We start from the raw sequence: 19,223 nt of genomic DNA, 5'->3' as shown, positions 1-19,223 counted from the left end.
TTTGAACAGAGGCTCTATTTAACCTTCGTCAGATAGAGCTTTCTTTTGAAAACGGCTTATCAAGACATCACCCGTAAAACGATACGTGCGATAATAAACACCATCGGCACATTGCACCTGACTTTTTACTAACGGTGAATTCTATTCAAGCGAATCATCTGCACTTGTCCCTCACACTGCTCAGTGCCACAATGACTAAATATTCAATAATAACCATAATAAAAACGGAGTGACCATTTTGATCTTATATGGGATTAAGACCTGCGATACCGTTCGAAAAGCTCTGAAGTGGCTAAAAGCGAACAACCACCTTGTAGAGTTTCATGATTTTAGAGAACAAGGACTTCAGCAAGAGACCCTTGAACTTTGGGTAAAACAATGTGGCTGGGAACAAGTATTCAATAAACGAAGCACCAGTTTTAGAGCTCTCGAACCACATGAAAAAGAAGCTCTTGATGAAAACAAGGCTATAAAACTAATGTTGCAGCACCCAACGCTTGTGAAACGCCCGGTGCTTGTAAACCAAGACCAAATATTCATTGGCTTTAAAGACGCATCTTATAGTGAGTGGCTAAAATAATGACAAATGCAACCCTAGAACTAGCAAAAGAGCTGATTTCCAGAGCCTCTGTTACGCCTCTTGATGAAGGCTGCCAACCCTTGATGGCCGAGCGTCTAGCCAAAATTGGATTCGATATTGAATCCATGGTTTTTCATGATACAACGAACATGTGGGCCCGCAGAGGAACTGAAGAACCTGTTTTTTGTTTCGCTGGCCATACAGATGTTGTTCCTGCAGGTGATATCAGTAGTTGGCACACTGCACCGTTTGAACCGACCGTGATCGATGATTATCTCCATGGCCGCGGCGCTGCCGATATGAAAGGCTCACTTGCAGCAATGATAGTTGCAACCGAACGTTTTATTGAAAAGCACCCGAACCATAAAGGTTCAATTGCATATTTAGTCACGAGTGATGAAGAAGGCCCTTTCATCAATGGCACACCAAAAGTAATTGAAACTCTAGAATCCCGCAATGAGAAGATTACCTGGTCTTTAGTGGGTGAGCCTTCATCAACCTACAAGCTAGGCGATATCGTCAAAAATGGTCGTCGTGGTTCATTAACGGGAAACCTGACAGTCCGCGGTATTCAAGGTCATGTTGCCTACCCGCATTTAGCTGACAACCCGGTCCATAAAGCTGCACCTGCATTAGCAGAATTGGCACAAATGCATTGGGACAATGGCAATGCATTCTTTCCTCCTACGAGTTTCCAAATTGCCAATATTAATGGCGGAACCGGAGCATCAAACGTGGTACCTGGGACATTAGACGTGATGTTTAATTTCCGCTACTCAACTGAAGTTACTGCAGAGCAGTTAATCGAACGAGTTTTGAATATTCTAGACGCCCATGGCCTGGAGTACGATATTGATTGGGTGTTTAATGGCCTGCCCTTTTTGACTGGTGAAGGCCCGTTGCTTGAAGCGACGAAAGCCGCAATTAAAGATGTGACGGGCATTGAAACTGACCCACAAACAACTGGCGGCACATCAGACGGACGCTTTATTGCCCCCACTGGCGCTCAGGTTATAGAGCTGGGTCCTGTCAACGCAACCATTCACAAAGTAAATGAGTGTGTTAGAGTTTCAGATCTGGAAGTACTGGCTCGATGTTATGAGTCCATTTTAGAGAAATTGCTTTGTCCGGAAACGCAATAAAAAATAGCTACCTATACGGGATCCAACCCCACCAGCTAATTGATTGTGCTGGAGTCCAGCTCCAGCAGGATACCGCCGCTGCATTTACCGCAATGCAACGGCAAGCTCAGCTGGAAGGTATCCACATCGAAATTTGCTCAGCACATCGAACATTTGTTAAACAAGCGCAAATCTTCAACGCAAAAGCCAACGGCATACGCCCTTTGCTCGATATTGAGTGTCGGCCCCTCGACTCTAAAAGCCTAAACCAAGATGAATTGCTGCACGCCATTTTGAATTGGTCGGCACTCCCTGGCGGGTCTCGGCATCACTGGGGAACGGATATCGATGTTTTTGATACAAACCGTATTAAACAAAAAGACTTAAAACTGGTTGCAGCCGAATATGAGGCGACAGGCCCATGTGGCAAGCTTTCGAGCTGGTTAAAAGAACACGCCCCCCAATACGGATTTTTCTTTCCTTATCAGAAAGGTAAAAGCGGCGTAAGCCCTGAGCCATGGCATTTAAGTTACGCGCCAATTTCTGCGCGTTATCTAGAGCTATTTGATCCAAAAGCATTACAAGACATTATTTACCACAGCGATATTTCACTCAAAAAGTCCATTCTTGATCACTTACCTTACCTCGTCGAAAAGTACGTATATCGCATTGCAGATATTGACTCTCAAGTAAGATAAAAAGCAAGATACCCATCAAAGTTGCAGCCGCTAAATTAAGCCACAATGCAACGCGGAAAATCAGTGACTAACTTTTACGGTACAAATATGAATTTAGAACAGTTTCGCCATCAGCATGAAATTGCTGGCAGTACGTTAAGCTATCTCGATATTGGCCAAGGCCCAGTGCTTTTGTTTGGCCATAGCTATTTGTGGTGTGCAAAAAGTTGGCTACCTCAACTGGAGCAGCTCTCCAAAAATTATCGTTGCATTGTTCCCGATCTCTGGGCGCATGGCCAATCGGGTGCAATCCCAAAGGATTGTCGAAATCTGGTCGATCTCGGGCAAAATATGCTTGAGTTAATGGATCGTATAGATATCAGTACTTTTACAATTATTGGTCAGTCAGTTGGGGGCATGTGGGGAACAGAACTTGCGCTCTCAGCGCCAGCCAGAGTCAATGGTTTAGTTCTTATTAATACCTTCATCGCGTTTGAGCCCGAAGTCACTCGTGAAAAATATATGGCTATGCTCAATCAAGTTAAAAATGCACAAGCAGTCGAAGCGACGTTAATTGAGCAGATCGCAGCCCTGTATTTTGGCAACCACACCCACGAACAGCAGCCCGCACTCGTTGAGCAATTTAAATTTTCACTAAAAAATATGCCAACAGCACTGATTAACGATGTTGTGAAAATGGGTAGAATGATCTTTGGTCGCAGAGACACCAGTGAGTATGCGGAGCAACTAACATTACCCTGCCTGATTTTGTCTGGTGTTGAAGATAAAGTTCGCACGGTACTCGAAGGGTATTTAATGCAGGACATCATTGACGCCAGCCAATTCGAACATATTCAAGGTGCCGGGCACATGGCCACGTTAGAGCAACCGGAGGTTTTGAATCTAAAACTAGCGTCGTTTCTTAGTCAAGTTTGACGCGTTAGGAAAGATCGATTCAAACGGATATTGATGAGAAAGCAGTGGAACGATTGCCAAGGTAATGTCATCGAAGATTGGCTCAGTTGCGAAAGTGGCAAGTTTTGCTTCCGCAGTTACTACGACGAAGTAAAGCAAAAAAAACCAATTTAAGCGGTTTTTAATTAAGTTTATGGTAAAACAACATGCAGGAGTAAATTGGATAGACCAGCACTGATGCGAATCCTGTTACACTAGTATTATTTCGCCAACTTTCTCAGGTAGTTATAATCAGAACTTATGAAATCATTACAAGCACTTTTTGACAACAACCGCCGTTGGGCCGAAAGGGTTAACCAAGAGAACCCAGAGTTTTTTGCACAATTAGCGAATCAACAAAGCCCTGAATATCTGTGGATTGGTTGCTCTGATAGTCGGGTTCCATCCAATCAAATTATCGACTTAATGCCTGGTGAAGTGTTCGTTCACCGGAACATTGCCAATATGGTAATCCATACAGACTTAAACTGTCTTTCGGTATTGCAATACGCTATTGATGTACTCAAAGTAAAACATGTCATGGTGGTCGGCCATTATGGCTGTGGCGGCATTCGAGCCTCTCTCGAGGATAAGCGCCATGGTTTAATCGATAACTGGCTAGGCCACTTACGAGACATTTATCGCATTCACAAACAGGAGCTCGACCAGCTTGATGACACGGCTAAGTTCAATAAAATGTGTGAACTCAATGTCATTGAACAAGTCGCGAACGTCAGCAGCACCACAAGTGTTCAAGATGCTTGGGCCAGAGGGCAAGATGTGTCGATCCATGGGTGGATATATGGTGTTGATAACGGACTGTTATCAGATCTCGATGTAACCACAGACCGTGAGCAGTGGTTAAAGGCTGCTCGCTAAAGGTTCTATACGCGGGTAAAACTGCTTACCCGCACGCAACTGCTTATATTGTTTCGATCACATAAATGATTGCACTCTGCAAAACTAAGCGACGCTTCTAAAATCTCAATTTATGTACCCTTATCTCGCTTCTTCGCCTTCGTTCAATAGATCAAATCTAGCCTTCTCTTGTGGCCGCGTCACCCTTGTTCGTTAATCGCAGCACCGCGGCTTTTTAATGCTAAGTTGGGCCGATTCGGGTCAATTATTTACGCCGCAATAGCCAATCAATCAAAATATTATGCAAATACGCATCACCCAGCGTGAGGCGTGGGCGACAATGGACAAATTTGAGATCTGCAACCAGACTAAAAGTGTATATAAAGTTCAAACAACCAATAAATTAGGCATAAGAAACAAATCATTCAACCCCAAAAAAAGCATGACCAGTCACACGCACCAGCCCAAATACGAGAGCCAGGCTCGCCCTCCAACAGCTCGACAAGCGTTTAACATCACAATTTAATCTGAGATAAATGCTTAAATTTAGCTAATGTTAATTCATAACTCCCCCAAATAGCGAAAAGCCTTAAACCACCGGAGATTTCGACCACGCGATATCCTGATACACTGGCCAAATTACGCGAATGCACAGATGCGAAATTACAATTAATTATGAAGTCACTAAAAACACTTTTTGATAACAATCGCCGCTGGGCAGAGCGAATCAATAGAGAAACCCCGGATTTTTTTGAGCAGCTTGCACAGCAACAAAATCCAGAATATATGTGGATAGGTTGTTCAGACAGCCGGGTTCCGACAAGTCACATTGTTGATCTCATGCCTGGAGAGGTTTTCGTACACCGTAACATTGCAAACATGGTAATTCACAATGACCTCAATTGCTTATCAGTCGTTCAATACGCTGTGGAAGTCTTAAAGGTCAAGCATATCATGGTTGTTGGTCATTATGGTTGCGGCGGGATAAAAGCCTCCATGGATGGTCAAAACCATGGCCTAATTGACAATTGGCTTGCCCATTTAAGGGATATCTATCGCTTTCATCATGTTGAACTCAATAAGCTTGATGAAGCAGAACGCTTTAATAAGTTATGTGAACTTAATGTCGTTGAACAAGTCGCCAATGTTTGTAACACCTCTATCCTCAAAGATGCATGGCAACGTGGACAAGATGTTCATGTCCATGGTTGGATTTATAGTATTAAGAATGGTTTGCTCAAAGACCTCGATGTAACCACCGACATTGGAAATTGGCAATCCAACAACACCTAACCATTTTCAAATAACATCTAGGCGTTTGTTTCGGTCACAGACATACAAACGCCTATACCGCCCCAAACTGATCCCGTCAACCAACTCAATCCGCCTAAATAGCAACCGCTTCACAGCTACGGGCACGTGTTTACCCTCAAAAATACCAATTAATCATCGCCCCAATGCTTAAAAGCCAGTTATAATCCGTCAGTTAATCTTATAGCCGCGAACGAACCGCTGGCGAATCAAAGGAGAATACTTGCATGCCTGGTTTTGAATTATTTGGTCCTGAAGAAAAGCAGGAAGTTGCTGACGTAATGGAGAATGGTTTTACCTTCCGTTACAACTTTGACCACATGCGTAACGATCGCTGGAAAACCCGCGATATGGAAGCATTGCTTTGTGAAAAAATGAACGCAAAACATGCTCACTTAGTTTCTAGCGGCACTGCTGCATTACAAACGGCAATGGCAGCTGCTGGCATAGGCGCAGGCGATGAAGTTATTGTGCCACCATTTACTTTTGTCGCATCTGTAGAAGCTGTTTTTATGGCTGGTGCCGTGCCGGTATTTGCCGAAATTGATGAGACTCTTTGCCTATCTCCTGAAGGGATTGAAGCAGCAATCACACCGAAAACCAAGGCCATTAACCTCGTTCACATGTGTGGTTCAATGGCTAAAATGGACGAAATCAAAGCCATTTGCGAAAAGCATAACTTGGTGATTCTTGAAGACGCATGCCAGGCCATTGGCGGTAGCTATAAAGGTCAGGCACTTGGCACGATTGGCCATGTAGGTTGTTATTCATTTGATTCCGTAAAAACAATTACTTGTGGTGAAGGCGGTGCAGTCATCACCAACGACGAAACAATCTATAACCATGCGCACATGTACTCCGATCATGGCCATGACCACATTGGCAACGATCGTGGCGCAGAAGATCATCCAATAATGGGATTAAACTTCCGTATTTCAGAAATGAATGCCGCAATGGGTTTGGCCCAGCTTCGCAAACTCGATAAGATCATCGATATACAGCGCAAAAACAAAACAGCAATCAAAAACGCAATGGCTGATATTGACGAAGTTTCTTTCCGAGAAATCCCCGATCCTGAAGGGGATTCGGCTGGCTTCTTAACATTCATGATGCCAACAGAAGAGCGAACGGTAGAGATTAACAAAAAGCTTGCAGAAAACGGCGTAGATGGTTGTTTTTACTGGTATGTCAACAATTGGCATTACCTCAGTAACTGGAAGCACATTCAAGAGTTAAAATCACCTGCTGATTTACCGATTACCCTAATTAAAGATAGACCCGACTATACAAAGGTTTCAGTTCCAAAATCTGATGCCATCATGAGTCGAACAATCTCAATGCTAATCAAACTGTCATGGACAGAAGAACAAATTGCAGAACGTATTGCCAATATTAAAAAAGCATTTGGCCAATAATTCCACCGGAGAATATTGTAATGAGTTTCAAGAATTTTAAGTGCGTACCAAAAATGATTTTTGGTCGTGGCTCTTTTGCTCAACTCGATGAAGTACTCGCAGAAGAACGCAAAGCAACCGATGATTTTGTCGTATTTCTTGTCGATGATGTCCATCAAGACAAACCACTTGGACAACGCGTACCCGCTAAAGATCATGACTTAGTCATTTGGGTGAACGTTGATGATGAACCAACGACCCAGCAAGTTGATGACTTAACCGTTCAGGTGCAAGAGTTTGCTGGTAAGCAACCTGTAAGTGTGGTCGGTCTAGGCGGCGGGTCAACACTTGACCTAGCCAAAGCGGTTTCTTTGATGCTTACCAATCCTGGTGGCTCTGCCATGTATCAAGGTTGGGATTTAATTAAAAACCCAGCGATCCACCATATTGGTATTCCTACGGTTTCGGGAACTGGTGCAGAGGCATCACGCACTGCAGTCCTATGCGGCCCAGTCCGTAAACTTGGTTTGAACTCTGATTACACTGTATTTGATCAAATCATTATGGACTCAGAGCTCATTGCCGGCGTGCCAACAGATCAGTGGTTCTACACCGGTATGGATTGTTACATCCACTGCGTTGAATCACTCGAAGGCACTTACCTCAATGAATTTGCTAAAGCATTTGCTGAAAAGTCGATGGACTTGTGCCGTGAAGTTTATCTAGACAACCATCCTGAGAAAGATGACAAACTGATGATGGCTTCCTATATGGGTGGTATGAGTATCGCATACAGCCAAGTCGGTGCATGTCACGCTGTTTCATATGGTTTAGGTTACGTACTTGGCTATCACCACGGTATAGGCAACTGCTTAGCGTTTGATGTTCTTGAAGAGTTCTACCCTGAAGGTGTGGCTGAATTCCGTAAGATGATGGAAATTCATAACATCACGCTACCAAAAAACATCTGTAAAGATCTCCCAGATGAAACTATTGCTAAAATGGTCGCAGTTACCAAGAGCATGGGTCCTTTATGGGACAATGTCTACGGTGAAGGCTGGGAAGAGAAAGTAACAGACGAGATGTTAACGAAACTATTCCGCCGCATCTAAATCTTATTGCTTTTACAAGCAACAAAGATCGTAGGCGCTTTGTGATCTGCAGAGCGCCTATTCAATCGACATCACAGATCAAGTCCAGTGCAAATAGATAGGATATTTAAATGAAAGTAACTCTGTTAATCCCGGCTCGTTACGGCTCTAGCCGTTTTCCAGGCAAGCCTTTAGCACCGATTAACGGTAAGCCCATGATCCAGCACGTATACGAACGTGCGAGTTTAGCTAAGGGCTTAGAAGCTATCTATGTCGCTACAGACGACGATCGAATCAAAAGTGCCGTTGAAGCCTTTGGTGGCAATGTGGTCATGACTTCCGCAGAAGCTGCATCTGGGACTGATCGCATTGAAGACGCTGTGACTCAGCTCGGTTTAGCTGATGAAGACTTAGTCATAAATCTACAAGGCGACCAACCCTTAATTGATCCAATTTCGATTGAGCAAGTGATTACACTTTTTAACCGCCATCCTGGCGAATTTGGCATGGCGACGTTAGGGTTTGAAATTACAGAGCAAGAAGAGCTGGATGATCCCAAGCATGTCAAAATGGTGTTTGATAACGAGTTCAACGCACTATATTTCTCGCGCGCTCGTATTCCATTTGGTCGTGATAGTAATGAACACCCTGTTTACAAACATCTTGGTGTCTATGCTTACACCCGAGAATTTGTAAGAACATTTGCCAAACTACCACTTGGTCGATTAGAAGATATCGAAAAGTTAGAACAGCTAAGAGCGATAGAGCATGGTCACAATATCAAAGTTGCGATCAGTGCATTTGACTCCCCCGAAGTCGACACACCAGAAGATATCCGTAAATGTGAGCAACGTTTAGCCGTTGATTAACTTTTTTCGCTAACATATCGACTTCAAACATTAAGGGAATAATCACATGTCTAATTTTGAAGTCGGTTTAATCATTGCGCTAGTCATTGGCGTGATTGTTAGCAATTTAGCGGTATTAAAATATTCCGCCCGATTTAAATTGCCACAGTTTGGTCAACAAGATCCAAACAAGAAAGCAAAAGAAATGCATGAAGCGAACAAAGAAAAAGCTCAGCAACAATCATCGTCAGAAAAAGAGTCTGACAAAACAGACTCTTCTGAATAAAGTTGACGATAAATCAGGCGTCTAGCTGAACCTCGCTTGCAGTCAACTCCAATCTCATTAAACTAGTATCCAGATTCAAAATTCATTCATTGCATGGAGTACAGATGAGCGCGATTAATCTATTGTTGTTATGCGGCGGTGGTAGTGATGAACACGATATTTCACTGCTTTCTGCAAAATACTTCGAAAGCTCCTTAGCAAATTCGCCTCAATTCCAAGTCCATAAACTAATTCTCGATGCTGAAGGTCAATACAAAACTGATGATGGTCACTGTTGCGAACTGACAAATGCTGGCGCAATTCGATTTGCTGATGGGCGTGAGCAAATTCTTGACTATGTTATCCCTTGTATTCACGGTTATCCCGGTGAAACTGGAGATATTCAATCTTACTTGGAATTAGTTAAACTGCCCTACTTTGGATGTAATGCTGAGGCGAGTGCTAATTGTTTCAATAAGATAACCGCAAAAATGTGGTTCGATTTACTTGATATCCCTAACACGCCATTTATTTTTCTCGATGAGAACTCGCAAGCTTCAGTTGAGAAAGCAACTCAAGCATTGTCACAATGGGGTTCAATATTTGTGAAAGCAGCCTCTCAAGGTTCCTCTGTCGGTTGCTATAAAGTCGATGCCGTTGAAGACATTGAAACTGTGCTGCAACAAGCCTTTAGTTATTCACCTTATGTCGTAGTTGAAAAAACCATACTGGCAAGAGAATTAGAAGTTGCTGTGTACGAGTATGAAGGCGAAATCATTGCTACCAAGCCAGGGGAAATCGTTTGCCCATCAAATACTTTCTATACTTTTGATGAAAAATACGCGGCCGATAGCCACGCAGAGACACATGTCGAAGCGCCAAATCTCGATGCCGTGATTTCAGACAAAATACGCCAGTATGCCATCAAGGTATTTAAAGGTATGAAGCTCCGCCACTTATCAAGAATTGATTTCTTCTTAACCGATAATAATGAAATATTGCTCAATGAAATTAACACTTTCCCGGGTTTGACGCCTATTTCAATGTTTCCAAAAATGCTAACCCATCATGGTCATGAATTTAACAAGTTTCTTGAAACATCGATTTTAAAACAGCTTTCCTAACGCTTATCGGCTGAGCTGTGGTTTGATTACCATAGCTCCCATTCATTTAGAAAGGTACATTGTACTTTTCATAAAGCTTGCGCATAAACCCATCTTGATACATTTGAGTGAGTGCTGATTGCAGATTTTCAAGCGCGGTATCGGGAATTGAACGATGGCAAGCCATTGCCCGAATTGAAGTGTAGAATACCAATTCAGGCTTACCCAGCGACGCGTTGTTTTTTGTCATTTGTTGCTTGGCACTTTCGATCTCTGCAGCCCACAAATCAATCCGCTTATGCTGAAGCATACGAATATTTTGTTCACTTCTCGCAGTAACCTCCACGGTAAAGCCTTGTCCTTGCAAGTATTCTGCAACACCGCTCCCTAAAAAGCTTCCTATAACGTAGGGCTTTGCGTCATTAAGTGTAACAAGGGGAAGTTTGTTATCGGTTTGACTAAATAAACCGTAGCGAGAAACCAAAACAGGGCTCACCCACTTATAGGTAACTTCTCGTTCTTGACTACGCTCAACGGGCAATGCGCAGTAATACTCGTTGAGTCTTGTGGTAACTAGGATCCTTTTTAAAGGTAGAAAATCGAGTCGATAATCAAGCTTGGCTCTCTTGAAGAGTTCTGCCACTAAATCCACAATAAAGCCTTGCTTATGATTATTCTTTATCTTAGCAAACGGCGCTTCTTCATACGTTAAAACCTGGATCACGGGTTTATTTTGTGCAAAAGCGCTTGCAGCCCATACGTTAACGAACATCAGCAATGTAACGAAAGCTTTAAACAAAGCACTACTGCCAAACATTGATCGCCTCCTGATAGGGCAAAGTTCGACCACGTTGATTCAAGGGGTCAAAACGTTTTGGCGAACCGGGTTTATCCAGCCAAATTTGCTCAGATTGTATCGGGTTGAGTTGCGGAGAACATACCCCTTGCTTATGCGACAGCTCAAATAGATGCTGATCCATCTTATTCGCCAATTGATCCATACCTTCATCAACCGTTAATTTCCCTAAAATAATGTCAGAAATAAATCGCCACCAATACTGCGCCATTCCGGGGTAATCAGGTACATTGGTTCCCGTTGGCGTCCAAACATCACGTGCATTGCTACGATAAAACTCAACGAGTCCTCCTAGATAGGGAGCCTTAGCCGTCATAAATTGTGAGTCAATATCTGAGCGTCTAATCGGAGTTAATGTCATCATGGTTTTACGTAAAGATACGGTTTTTGAGACAACAAATTGTGCATAGAGCCATGCAGCTTGCTGATTTTTTAATGGTGTAGATTTCAAAATTGTCCATGAGCCTGCATCTTGATAACCCGACTTCATCCCACTGCGCCAGTACTTTCCTACGGGTGACGGTGCAACTCGCCATTTAGGAGTGCCATCAGGATTTACAATTGCAAGGTTCGAAGAAATCACATCTGGAACAAAAGCTGTGTACCAAAATATTTGCTGTGCTACCTGCCCGCCTTTTAACCACTTCAACGATGATTTGAACGTCAGGCGCTTTGAATCTTCTGGTGCAAACTTGTTTAACCAATCAATATATTTCCGCATTGCATATTTCGCAGCGGGACTATTTAAAGCCCCTCCTCTTGCAACACTTGCTCCGACAGGTCGACATTGATCCACGCGGATCCCCCATTCATCAACGGGCAATCCATTGGGTAAACCAATATCACCAACACCAGCCATTGAAAGCCAAGCGTCGCTAATGCGCCAGCCCACTGATGGATCAGGCTTGGCATAATCATAGTGACCATAAACTCGTGTACCATCAATCGTCTTCACGTGATAGCCAAAAAACTCCGCAATATCTTCATAAGCCTGCCAGTTTTGCGGAACACCTAATTCATAACCATACAAATCTTTAAACTGCCGCTTAAAGTCAGGTCTTGAAAACCAGTCATGTCGATACCAATACAAATTTGCAAATTGTTGATCTGGCAATTGATACAACTTGCCATCGGGCCCTGTAGTAAATTTCAGTCCAATAAAGTCATTCAAATCTAAGCTCGGCAAAGTGACTTGTTTGCCTTGACCTTGCATGAAATCCGACAAGACAAGCACCTTCCCGGAACGAAAGTGTGTGCCGATTAAGTCACTATCACTTATATAAGCATCATACAGGTTTTGACCGGTAAGCATTTGAGCTGACATTTTTTTTACAACATCATCCTCTCCTGTCAACTCATGAACAACGTGTATTCCAGTAATTTGATAAAAAGCTTTTGCGAGTCGATTTGCTTCATACTCATGGGTATTTAACGTTTCAGACACGACGCGGATCTGCATTCCTTTGTATGGCCGAGCAGCCTCAATAAACCAATTCATTTCTGCAATTTGCGCAGACTTACTCAAAGTCGAAGGTTGAAACTCTTCCTCTATCCATAAATTGGCACTGTCGATTTGTGAGGCGGCAACACAATGGAAGCCAAAGAACATACAAAAAAAGGCGAGTAAATAGGAACTGAAACATCTAAATGCCATCAACGTACTCCACTAGCCACAGAAAAAAGCAGATATAAAGAATAACCCAATAGGTTTCTAAGTATTAAGTGTAGAAGCCTACATAGGAATTGCTAGGACTCCTTTTGTACCAACTATGTCATCACAACTCTCAAACACAAAGGGCACAAGTACAATTGACTTCAAACGCCTCAGAAAACTTAAATGTAATAGCAACCAATGGATAAACAAATAATCATTCGCTAGTTGCTAAATCAACCAGGATAATTGTTTTCAAACAAACCTCTCCGATGGTATCGAAACGGATTACGGGAAAACGTTGGAAAAAGCAGCATTTTTTACTATTGATGCTATTTTAGATAACGATTCACCCCAACCTGTGTAGTATAATTACACCAAATCGTACTCTTTTGATGCGGATCACGGAAAAGCTGCCCATCAAAGTGTAATTTTTCAACATCAAGAAGATTTAGCCAAGCCTACGTTTCGCTAAATATTTTTAACAGGAATTAAATAATGACAGTCAATAATGCAGAAGAACTTGATCTATTGATGGAGCGTGTTGCGAAAGCACAAGCAGAATACGCCAGCTTTAGCCAAGAGAAAGTCGATAAAATCTTTAGAGCAGCAGCACTCGCTGCAGCTGATGCGCGGATATCACTCGCTAAAATGGCGGGTAAAGAGACTGGCATGGGAGTGATTGAAGATAAAGTTATCAAAAATCACTTTGCATCCGAGTATATCTACAACAAATATAAAGATGAAAAAACCTGCGGTATTTTAGAAGAAGACAAAACCTTTGGAACGATCACAATTGCCGAGCCTGTGGGCATCATTTGCGGCATTGTACCAACGACCAACCCAACATCCACTGCAGTCTTTAAAGCATTAATCAGCCTAAAAACTCGCAACGGGATCGTTTTCTCACCACATCCACGCGCCAAAGTATCGACAACTACCGCTGCTAAACTGGTTCTAGATGCTGCAATCGCTGCTGGCGCACCCAAAGATATTATTGGTTGGATCGATGAGCCAAGCGTAGCGCTTTCAAACCAACTGATGACCCATGATAAAGTAAATCTTATCTTAGCCACAGGTGGACCAGGAATGGTCAAAGCTGCCTACTCTTCTGGGAAACCAGCAATTGGCGTGGGTGCCGGTAATACGCCAATCGTAATCGACGAAACTGCTGACATTAAGCGTGCTGTGAGTTCTATATTAATGTCCAAAACATTCGACAATGGCGTGGTGTGCGCATCAGAGCAAGCCGTGGTGGTTGTCGATGAAATATATGAACAAGTGCGGGAGCGTTTTGCTACCCATGGTGGTTATCTACTCAACGAGTTTGAAACCCAAGCCATGCAAGATGTGATATTAAAAAATGGCGGTCTTAATGCAGATATCGTTGGCCAAAGTGCAGCCACGATCGCAGCGATGGCCGATATCAAGGTCCCGAGTTGGACAAAAGTTTTAATAGGCGAAGTCAGTGGTCTCACCGAAGCAGAAGCATTTGCCCATGAGAAACTATCGCCACTGTTAGCTATGTATCGAGCAAAAGATTTTGAAGAAGCTGTCGACAAAGCCGAAGCGCTCGTCGCCTTAGGTGGTATTGGTCACACATCAGGACTTTACACAGATCAAGACACCCAAGCGCAGCGGGTAAAAGAGTTTGGCTTCAGAATGAAAACCGCTCGCATATTGATCAATACGCCCGCCTCACAAGGGGGAATTGGTGATTTATACAACTTCAAACTGGCACCATCTTTAACACTGGGCTGTGGCTCATGGGGTGGAAATTCAATTTCTGAAAACGTAGGTCCAAGTCACTTAATTAACAAGAAAACTGTCGCTAAGAGGGCTGAAAACATGTTGTGGCATAAGCTACCTTCGTCTATCTACTTCCGTCGTGGCAGCTTGCCAATTGCGCTTGAAGAATTAAGTGAAAACAAACGGGCACTTATCGTCACTGACAAATACCTGTTTAACAATGGCTACTGCGATGAAACGATTCAAATCTTGAAGGAACAAGGTTTAGAGACAGAAGTTTTCTATGAAGTCGAAGCGGATCCGACGCTAGCAGTCGTACGCAAAGGAACTGACGTTGCAAATAGATTCCAGCCCGATGTCATCATAGCACTTGGCGGCGGTTCCCCCATGGATGCCGCAAAGATCATGTGGGTAATGTATGAACATCCAGAAGTTGATTTCGCTGATTTAGCACTCCGTTTTATGGATATTCGAAAGCGCATTTATAAATTCCCTAAAATGGGCATCAAAGCGAAAATGGTTGCCATTCCAACGACTTCTGGAACCGGTTCCGAAGTAACACCGTTTGCAGTTGTTACCGATGAACAAACCGGTATGAAGTACCCAATTGCCGATTATCAATTAACGCCCAATATGGCGATTGTAGATCCAAATTTGGTGATGGATATGCCGAAATCATTAACGGCATTTGGCGGCATTGATGCAATTACTCACGCCCTAGAAGCTTATGTCAGTGTTATGGCAAATGAATATAGTGATGGTCAAGCATTACAAGCTTTAGACTTATTATTTAAATACTTACCTGATTCATATGAACTAGGCGCTAGCGCACCAATTGCCCGTGAAAAAGTGCACAATGGTGCAACTATTGCCGGAATTGCGTTCGCAAACGCTTTCTTAGGCATCTGTCACTCGATGGCTCACAAACTTGGCGCAGAGTTCCATTTAGCGCACGGTCTAGCTAATGCACTATTGATTAGTAACGTCATTCGCTTTAATGCTACAGATATCCCAACCAAACAAGCTGCATTTAGCCAGTATGATCGCCCACAGGCACTTTGCCGATATGCGGCTATCGCTGACTCATTAAAACTAGGTGGAACTACTGATGCGGAAAAAGTCGAGAAACTCCTTGAAAAAATTGATGAACTCAAGGCGGCGATTGGCATACCAGCGTCTATCCAAGCAGCAGGAGTCAACGAAGCAGACTTTTTGGCAAAACTTGATGAATTAGCAGAAGATGCGTTTGATGACCAATGTACTGGTGCAAATCCACGCTTCCCACTCATGAGTGAATTGAAACAAATTCTACTCGACAGCTACTATGGTCGTGAATATAAAGACGCACAATCTTAAATAGCGCAATAATGAGTACCAAAAAAGCCAGTCATTTTGACTGGCTTTTTCATGCACATAATAAAGTTGAATACTATAAAAGACGAGTTGTTTGGGCTAACTCGCTTGATGTAAGGGATTTTTAAATTCTTGAAGCCAATCTAGCAAGGTATGGTTAAATTCGTCTTTTGCCTCTGTCATCACCCAATGACGCGTCGCAAATGGTACAACTCTATTTCCTGGAGTTGCGGAAATGCGTTCTTCCCATGATTTGGAATGAAACATACCCGGCTTATTCTCGCCGTACATAAACAAAAATGGACATTGAATATCCAAGGGTAAATTGCCTAACGGTCTACCAGTTAATGTATTACTCCACTTCCAATAATAAGAATAGGTCATTGAAGACGTAATACTCTCGATGTCACCAGGTGCTTTTAAAATCTTCGCCATCTTACGCGTCATAGCATCACCAATGGGCCCGCCAATCTTCCATGCCGTTGCCAACCACATTTGATAACCAAACATAAAGGCTTTAACTTTGGCACTCAAAACATGCTCTTTGGAGCCTGCATCACCAATGTCCACGCCTATGATTTTTGATACTTTCTCTGGGTATCGCATATAAAATTGATAACCAAAGAAGCAGCCCCAGTCATGCAACAACAAAGTAACGGGGTCACCCTCACTTACTGCATCGACTATTTTGTTAATTTTATCTACAAGTTGCTCTAAGCTATAGAACGCTCTTGGCGAATTTTTATCGTAGCCTGGTAAAGTAAAGCGAACGCAGCGGTATTGGTCTTGCAAGGCTTCAACTTGCTTGTCCCATATTCGAAACGTATCTGGCCAACCGTGGATCATCACGATGGTATCTTTTCCCTTACCTTCAATAATAACGTCTGTACCATCGACCTGAATCTGCTGAGCCGCTTCTAGCAGTTGATCTCGCTCTGGTTCAGTTTCATGCGCAGTAATTTCTGATTGTTGTTCCATTGATCTCTCCACTAATGCTTTGCCTTACCCAAATAGAGCAAATACTCTAGATAGAGAGTATTCTGATTTTAAATGCTTGTCTAGATCTTCATCACACAAAATAAATGCCAAAAACCGTCTCGCATCACAACACGCACGTTGTACTACGAAAATAATGCAATGCGCTACATCGCGAACAACAAAAAGCCGGAGGTTACTCCGGCTATTTAAATGTAAGTTCTGATTTAATCAGAACACGATACTAAAGGTTAACTTTGCAATTTAGCTTGCTTACGGTAAGCATGCAGCAAAGGTTCGGTATAACCTGAAGGCTGTTCTTTACCCTTAAAGATTAAATCACAAGCGGCTTTAAACGCAATGCCATCAAAACTAGGGGCCATCGCCCTATACTCTGGGTCAAACGCATTCTGGCCATCCACCACGGCAGCCATTCGTTTCATTGCTTCCATCACTTGCGCTTCAGTACAGACCCCATGTTCTAACCAATTAGCAATATGTTGAGAAGAAATTCTTAGGGTTGCACGATCTTCCATCAATCCGACATTATTAATATCAGGCACTTTGGAACAACCAACACCATGATCAATCCAACGAACCACGTAGCCCAAAATTCCTTGAGAATTATTGTCCAGTTCAAACTTAATTTGCTCTGATGTTAACGACTCTGGCGAGGTTTCTAACGGAATGTTGAGGATATCATCTAGACTAGCTCGCGCTCGTTTTTTGATCGCCTCTTGCGTTTGAAAAACATTGATTTGGTGATAGTGGATCGAGTGTAATGTAGCTCCATTGGGTGAAGGAACCCACGCAGTATTAGCACCGGCTTTAGGATGACCCGACTTCTGCTCTAACATCGCCGCCATTTCGTCTGGCATTGGCCACATCCCCTTACCAATCTGTGCAACACCACTTAAGCCACATTCGAGACCAATATCTACGTTCCAATCTTCGTATGCTTTAATCCAAGCTTGTTGTTTCATTTGAGATTTTGCAACAAAAGGACCGGCTAGCATCGAAGTATGAATTTCGTCACCAGTTCTATCCAGGAAACCTGTGTTGATAAATACAACTCGCTCTTTCGCGACACGTATACACTCTTTCAAATTCACGGTTGTACGACGTTCTTCATCCATAATACCAACTTTAATGGTATTTCGATTTAAGCTCAGAGCATCTTCAATGCGAGCAAATAACTCACAAGTGAGTTCTACTTCCTCAGGTCCATGCATCTTAGGTTTCACGATATTGACTGAACCAGCGCGACTATTACTACGTTGATTATTATTCCCTTTAAGATCGTGTATAGCAGCAAGTACAGTCACCATGCCATCAAGGAAACCTTCCGGAACCTCATTGCCATTTTTATCAAGCACGGCATCGATTGTCATTAAATGACCGACATTACGGTTAAATAATAAACTTCGACCTGGAAGTATGAATTCATCACCGATAGGAGACTGATACTTGCGATCATCATTTAGCTCGCGAAGTAGTGTTTTGCCACCTTTTTGGAACTCAGCACTTAAATTACCCTGCATTAACCCGAGCCAATTGCTGTAAATTTCAACTTTATCTTCAGCATCAACAACAGCGACAGAATCTTCACAATCCATAATCGTGGTGACCGCTGCTTCTACTAACAGATCTTTTACGCCAGCAGCATCTGTTTTACCAATTGGATGTTGATTATCAATTTGGATTTCTACATGCAAACCATTGTTTTTCAGAAGAACAGCGTGGGGTTCGGAAGCTTCGCCTTTAAAGCCAACAAATTTTTGAGGCGTTGCAAGCGTCGTTTCAGTACCATCCGCTAACGTAATCACAAGGCGACAATCAACAACTTTGTAGTTAACCGCTTGAGCATGACTCCCAGATTCAAGCGCCGCAACACAGTCAAGGTGTTGTTTTGCAAATGCAATCACCTTATTACCGCGAACCGGGTTATAACCAGCTGTTAATTCGGCACCTTCGGTATCGCTAATTGCATCGGTTCCGTAAAGGGCATCGTACAAACTCCCCCACCTAGCGTTCGCAGCGTTTAAACTAAAACGTGCATTTTTCACCGGGACGACGAGTTGCGGCCCAGCTTGCACTTTGATTTCCTCATCAACATTTTGTGTCGTCACCGAAAAAGCTTCACCCTCAGGCACAAGATAACCAATGTCATATAAAAATTGTTTATATGCTTCGGCATTGTGTGGCTGCTCTTTACGCTCGGTATGCCATTGATCAATTTGCTTTTGTAACTGTTCACGCTTTGCAAGTAATGCTTTGTTTTTGGGACCTAACTCTTCGACAATATTTTCAAAAGCTTGCCAAAAGTCTGCCGAGCTAACGCCGGTACCAGGTGCAACCTTATCTTCGATTAATTGCCAAAGACTACTTGCGACTTGTAAACCACCTACTTGAACTCTTGAAGTCATATCCTTGTCCC

Annotated in this window: 16 protein-coding genes; 12 read left to right on the top strand and 4 right to left on the bottom strand. The window is 43.0% G+C overall.

What is annotated here, in order from left to right:
• Window positions 1-229: 229 nt before the first annotated feature.
• The 11 genes from IEY18_RS12975 (at window position 230) to IEY18_RS12925 (ending at window position 10,223) form a co-directional block, all read left to right on the top strand.
• Entirely contained in the window at window positions 230-580 is a 351-nt protein-coding gene (locus IEY18_RS12975) for an arsenate reductase (protein ID WP_487250679.1), read from the top strand.
• The gene (gene dapE / locus IEY18_RS12970; RefSeq protein ID WP_188921488.1) at window positions 580-1,722 is read left to right on the top strand and encodes a succinyl-diaminopimelate desuccinylase; all 1,143 of its coding nucleotides are present in this window, start codon (window positions 580-582) and stop codon (window positions 1,720-1,722) included. Before IEY18_RS12975 ends, dapE begins: the two co-directional genes overlap by 1 nt.
• On the top strand, window positions 1,704-2,399 hold the full coding sequence (locus IEY18_RS12965) for a M15 family metallopeptidase (RefSeq protein WP_229779868.1): 696 nt from the start codon (window positions 1,704-1,706) through the stop codon (window positions 2,397-2,399). Before dapE ends, IEY18_RS12965 begins: the two co-directional genes overlap by 19 nt.
• An 87-nt stretch (window positions 2,400-2,486) precedes the next feature.
• Window positions 2,487-3,314 carry an alpha/beta fold hydrolase gene (locus IEY18_RS12960; RefSeq protein WP_188921487.1) on the top strand — a complete coding sequence of 276 codons (828 nt, stop codon included), beginning with the start codon at window positions 2,487-2,489 and terminating at the stop codon, window positions 3,312-3,314.
• Between the two features lie 279 nt (window positions 3,315-3,593).
• Window positions 3,594-4,211: a carbonate dehydratase gene (can, locus tag IEY18_RS12955; protein ID WP_188921486.1), complete on the top strand. Its 618-nt coding sequence runs from the start codon at window positions 3,594-3,596 to the stop codon at window positions 4,209-4,211.
• A gap of 654 nt (window positions 4,212-4,865) precedes the next feature.
• Complete coding sequence (gene can, locus IEY18_RS12950) at window positions 4,866-5,483, top strand: carbonate dehydratase (protein WP_188921485.1); 618 nt, start codon at window positions 4,866-4,868, stop codon at window positions 5,481-5,483.
• A gap of 245 nt (window positions 5,484-5,728) precedes the next feature.
• The gene (gene kdnA / locus IEY18_RS12945; protein WP_188921484.1) at window positions 5,729-6,916 is read left to right on the top strand and encodes an 8-amino-3,8-dideoxy-alpha-D-manno-octulosonate transaminase KdnA; all 1,188 of its coding nucleotides are present in this window, start codon (window positions 5,729-5,731) and stop codon (window positions 6,914-6,916) included.
• 20 nt (window positions 6,917-6,936) lie between these two features.
• The gene (gene kdnB, locus IEY18_RS12940) at window positions 6,937-8,007 is read left to right on the top strand and encodes a 3-deoxy-alpha-D-manno-octulosonate 8-oxidase KdnB (protein ID WP_188921483.1); all 1,071 of its coding nucleotides are present in this window, start codon (window positions 6,937-6,939) and stop codon (window positions 8,005-8,007) included.
• A gap of 110 nt (window positions 8,008-8,117) precedes the next feature.
• On the top strand, window positions 8,118-8,855 hold the full coding sequence (gene kdsB, locus IEY18_RS12935; protein WP_188921482.1) for a 3-deoxy-manno-octulosonate cytidylyltransferase: 738 nt from the start codon (window positions 8,118-8,120) through the stop codon (window positions 8,853-8,855).
• A gap of 46 nt (window positions 8,856-8,901) precedes the next feature.
• Complete coding sequence (locus IEY18_RS12930) at window positions 8,902-9,120, top strand: DUF2897 family protein (RefSeq protein WP_188921480.1); 219 nt, start codon at window positions 8,902-8,904, stop codon at window positions 9,118-9,120.
• A 104-nt stretch (window positions 9,121-9,224) separates the two neighbouring features.
• Complete coding sequence (locus IEY18_RS12925) at window positions 9,225-10,223, top strand: D-alanine--D-alanine ligase (protein WP_188921478.1); 999 nt, start codon at window positions 9,225-9,227, stop codon at window positions 10,221-10,223.
• Between the two features lie 46 nt (window positions 10,224-10,269).
• Here IEY18_RS12925 and IEY18_RS12920 read toward each other — a convergent pair whose 3' ends face one another.
• Both IEY18_RS12920 and IEY18_RS12915 read right to left on the bottom strand, forming a co-directional pair.
• Window positions 10,270-11,019, bottom strand: coding sequence for a substrate-binding periplasmic protein (locus IEY18_RS12920; RefSeq protein WP_229779866.1), 750 nt, complete (start codon window positions 11,017-11,019; stop codon window positions 10,270-10,272).
• Window positions 11,006-12,667, bottom strand: a complete 1,662-nt coding sequence (locus tag IEY18_RS12915; RefSeq protein WP_229779872.1) for an ABC transporter substrate-binding protein — start codon at window positions 12,665-12,667, stop codon at window positions 11,006-11,008. The genes IEY18_RS12920 and IEY18_RS12915 overlap by 14 nt, the downstream gene beginning before the upstream one ends.
• Before the next feature lie 540 nt (window positions 12,668-13,207).
• On the opposite strand from IEY18_RS12915, the gene adhE reads away from it, so the two are divergent.
• Window positions 13,208-15,814, top strand: a complete 2,607-nt coding sequence (adhE, locus tag IEY18_RS12910) for a bifunctional acetaldehyde-CoA/alcohol dehydrogenase (RefSeq protein WP_188921474.1) — start codon at window positions 13,208-13,210, stop codon at window positions 15,812-15,814.
• 96 nt (window positions 15,815-15,910) lie between these two features.
• Here the strand turns inward: adhE and IEY18_RS12905 are convergent, their stop codons facing one another.
• Window positions 15,911-16,789: an alpha/beta fold hydrolase gene (locus IEY18_RS12905; protein WP_188921472.1), complete on the bottom strand. Its 879-nt coding sequence runs from the start codon at window positions 16,787-16,789 to the stop codon at window positions 15,911-15,913.
• 248 nt (window positions 16,790-17,037) lie between these two features.
• A complete protein-coding gene (locus tag IEY18_RS12900; protein ID WP_188921470.1) occupies window positions 17,038-19,212 on the bottom strand; it encodes a malate synthase G in 2,175 nt (724 codons plus the stop codon).
• Window positions 19,213-19,223 lie beyond the last annotated feature (11 nt).

This window comes from Shewanella gelidii, from assembly GCF_014647855.1.
GTDB classification, from domain to species: Bacteria; Pseudomonadota; Gammaproteobacteria; order Enterobacterales; family Shewanellaceae; genus Shewanella; species Shewanella gelidii.
Note: the sequence above shows the minus strand (reverse complement) of the source record. Positions and strands in the feature narration are given on the sequence as shown.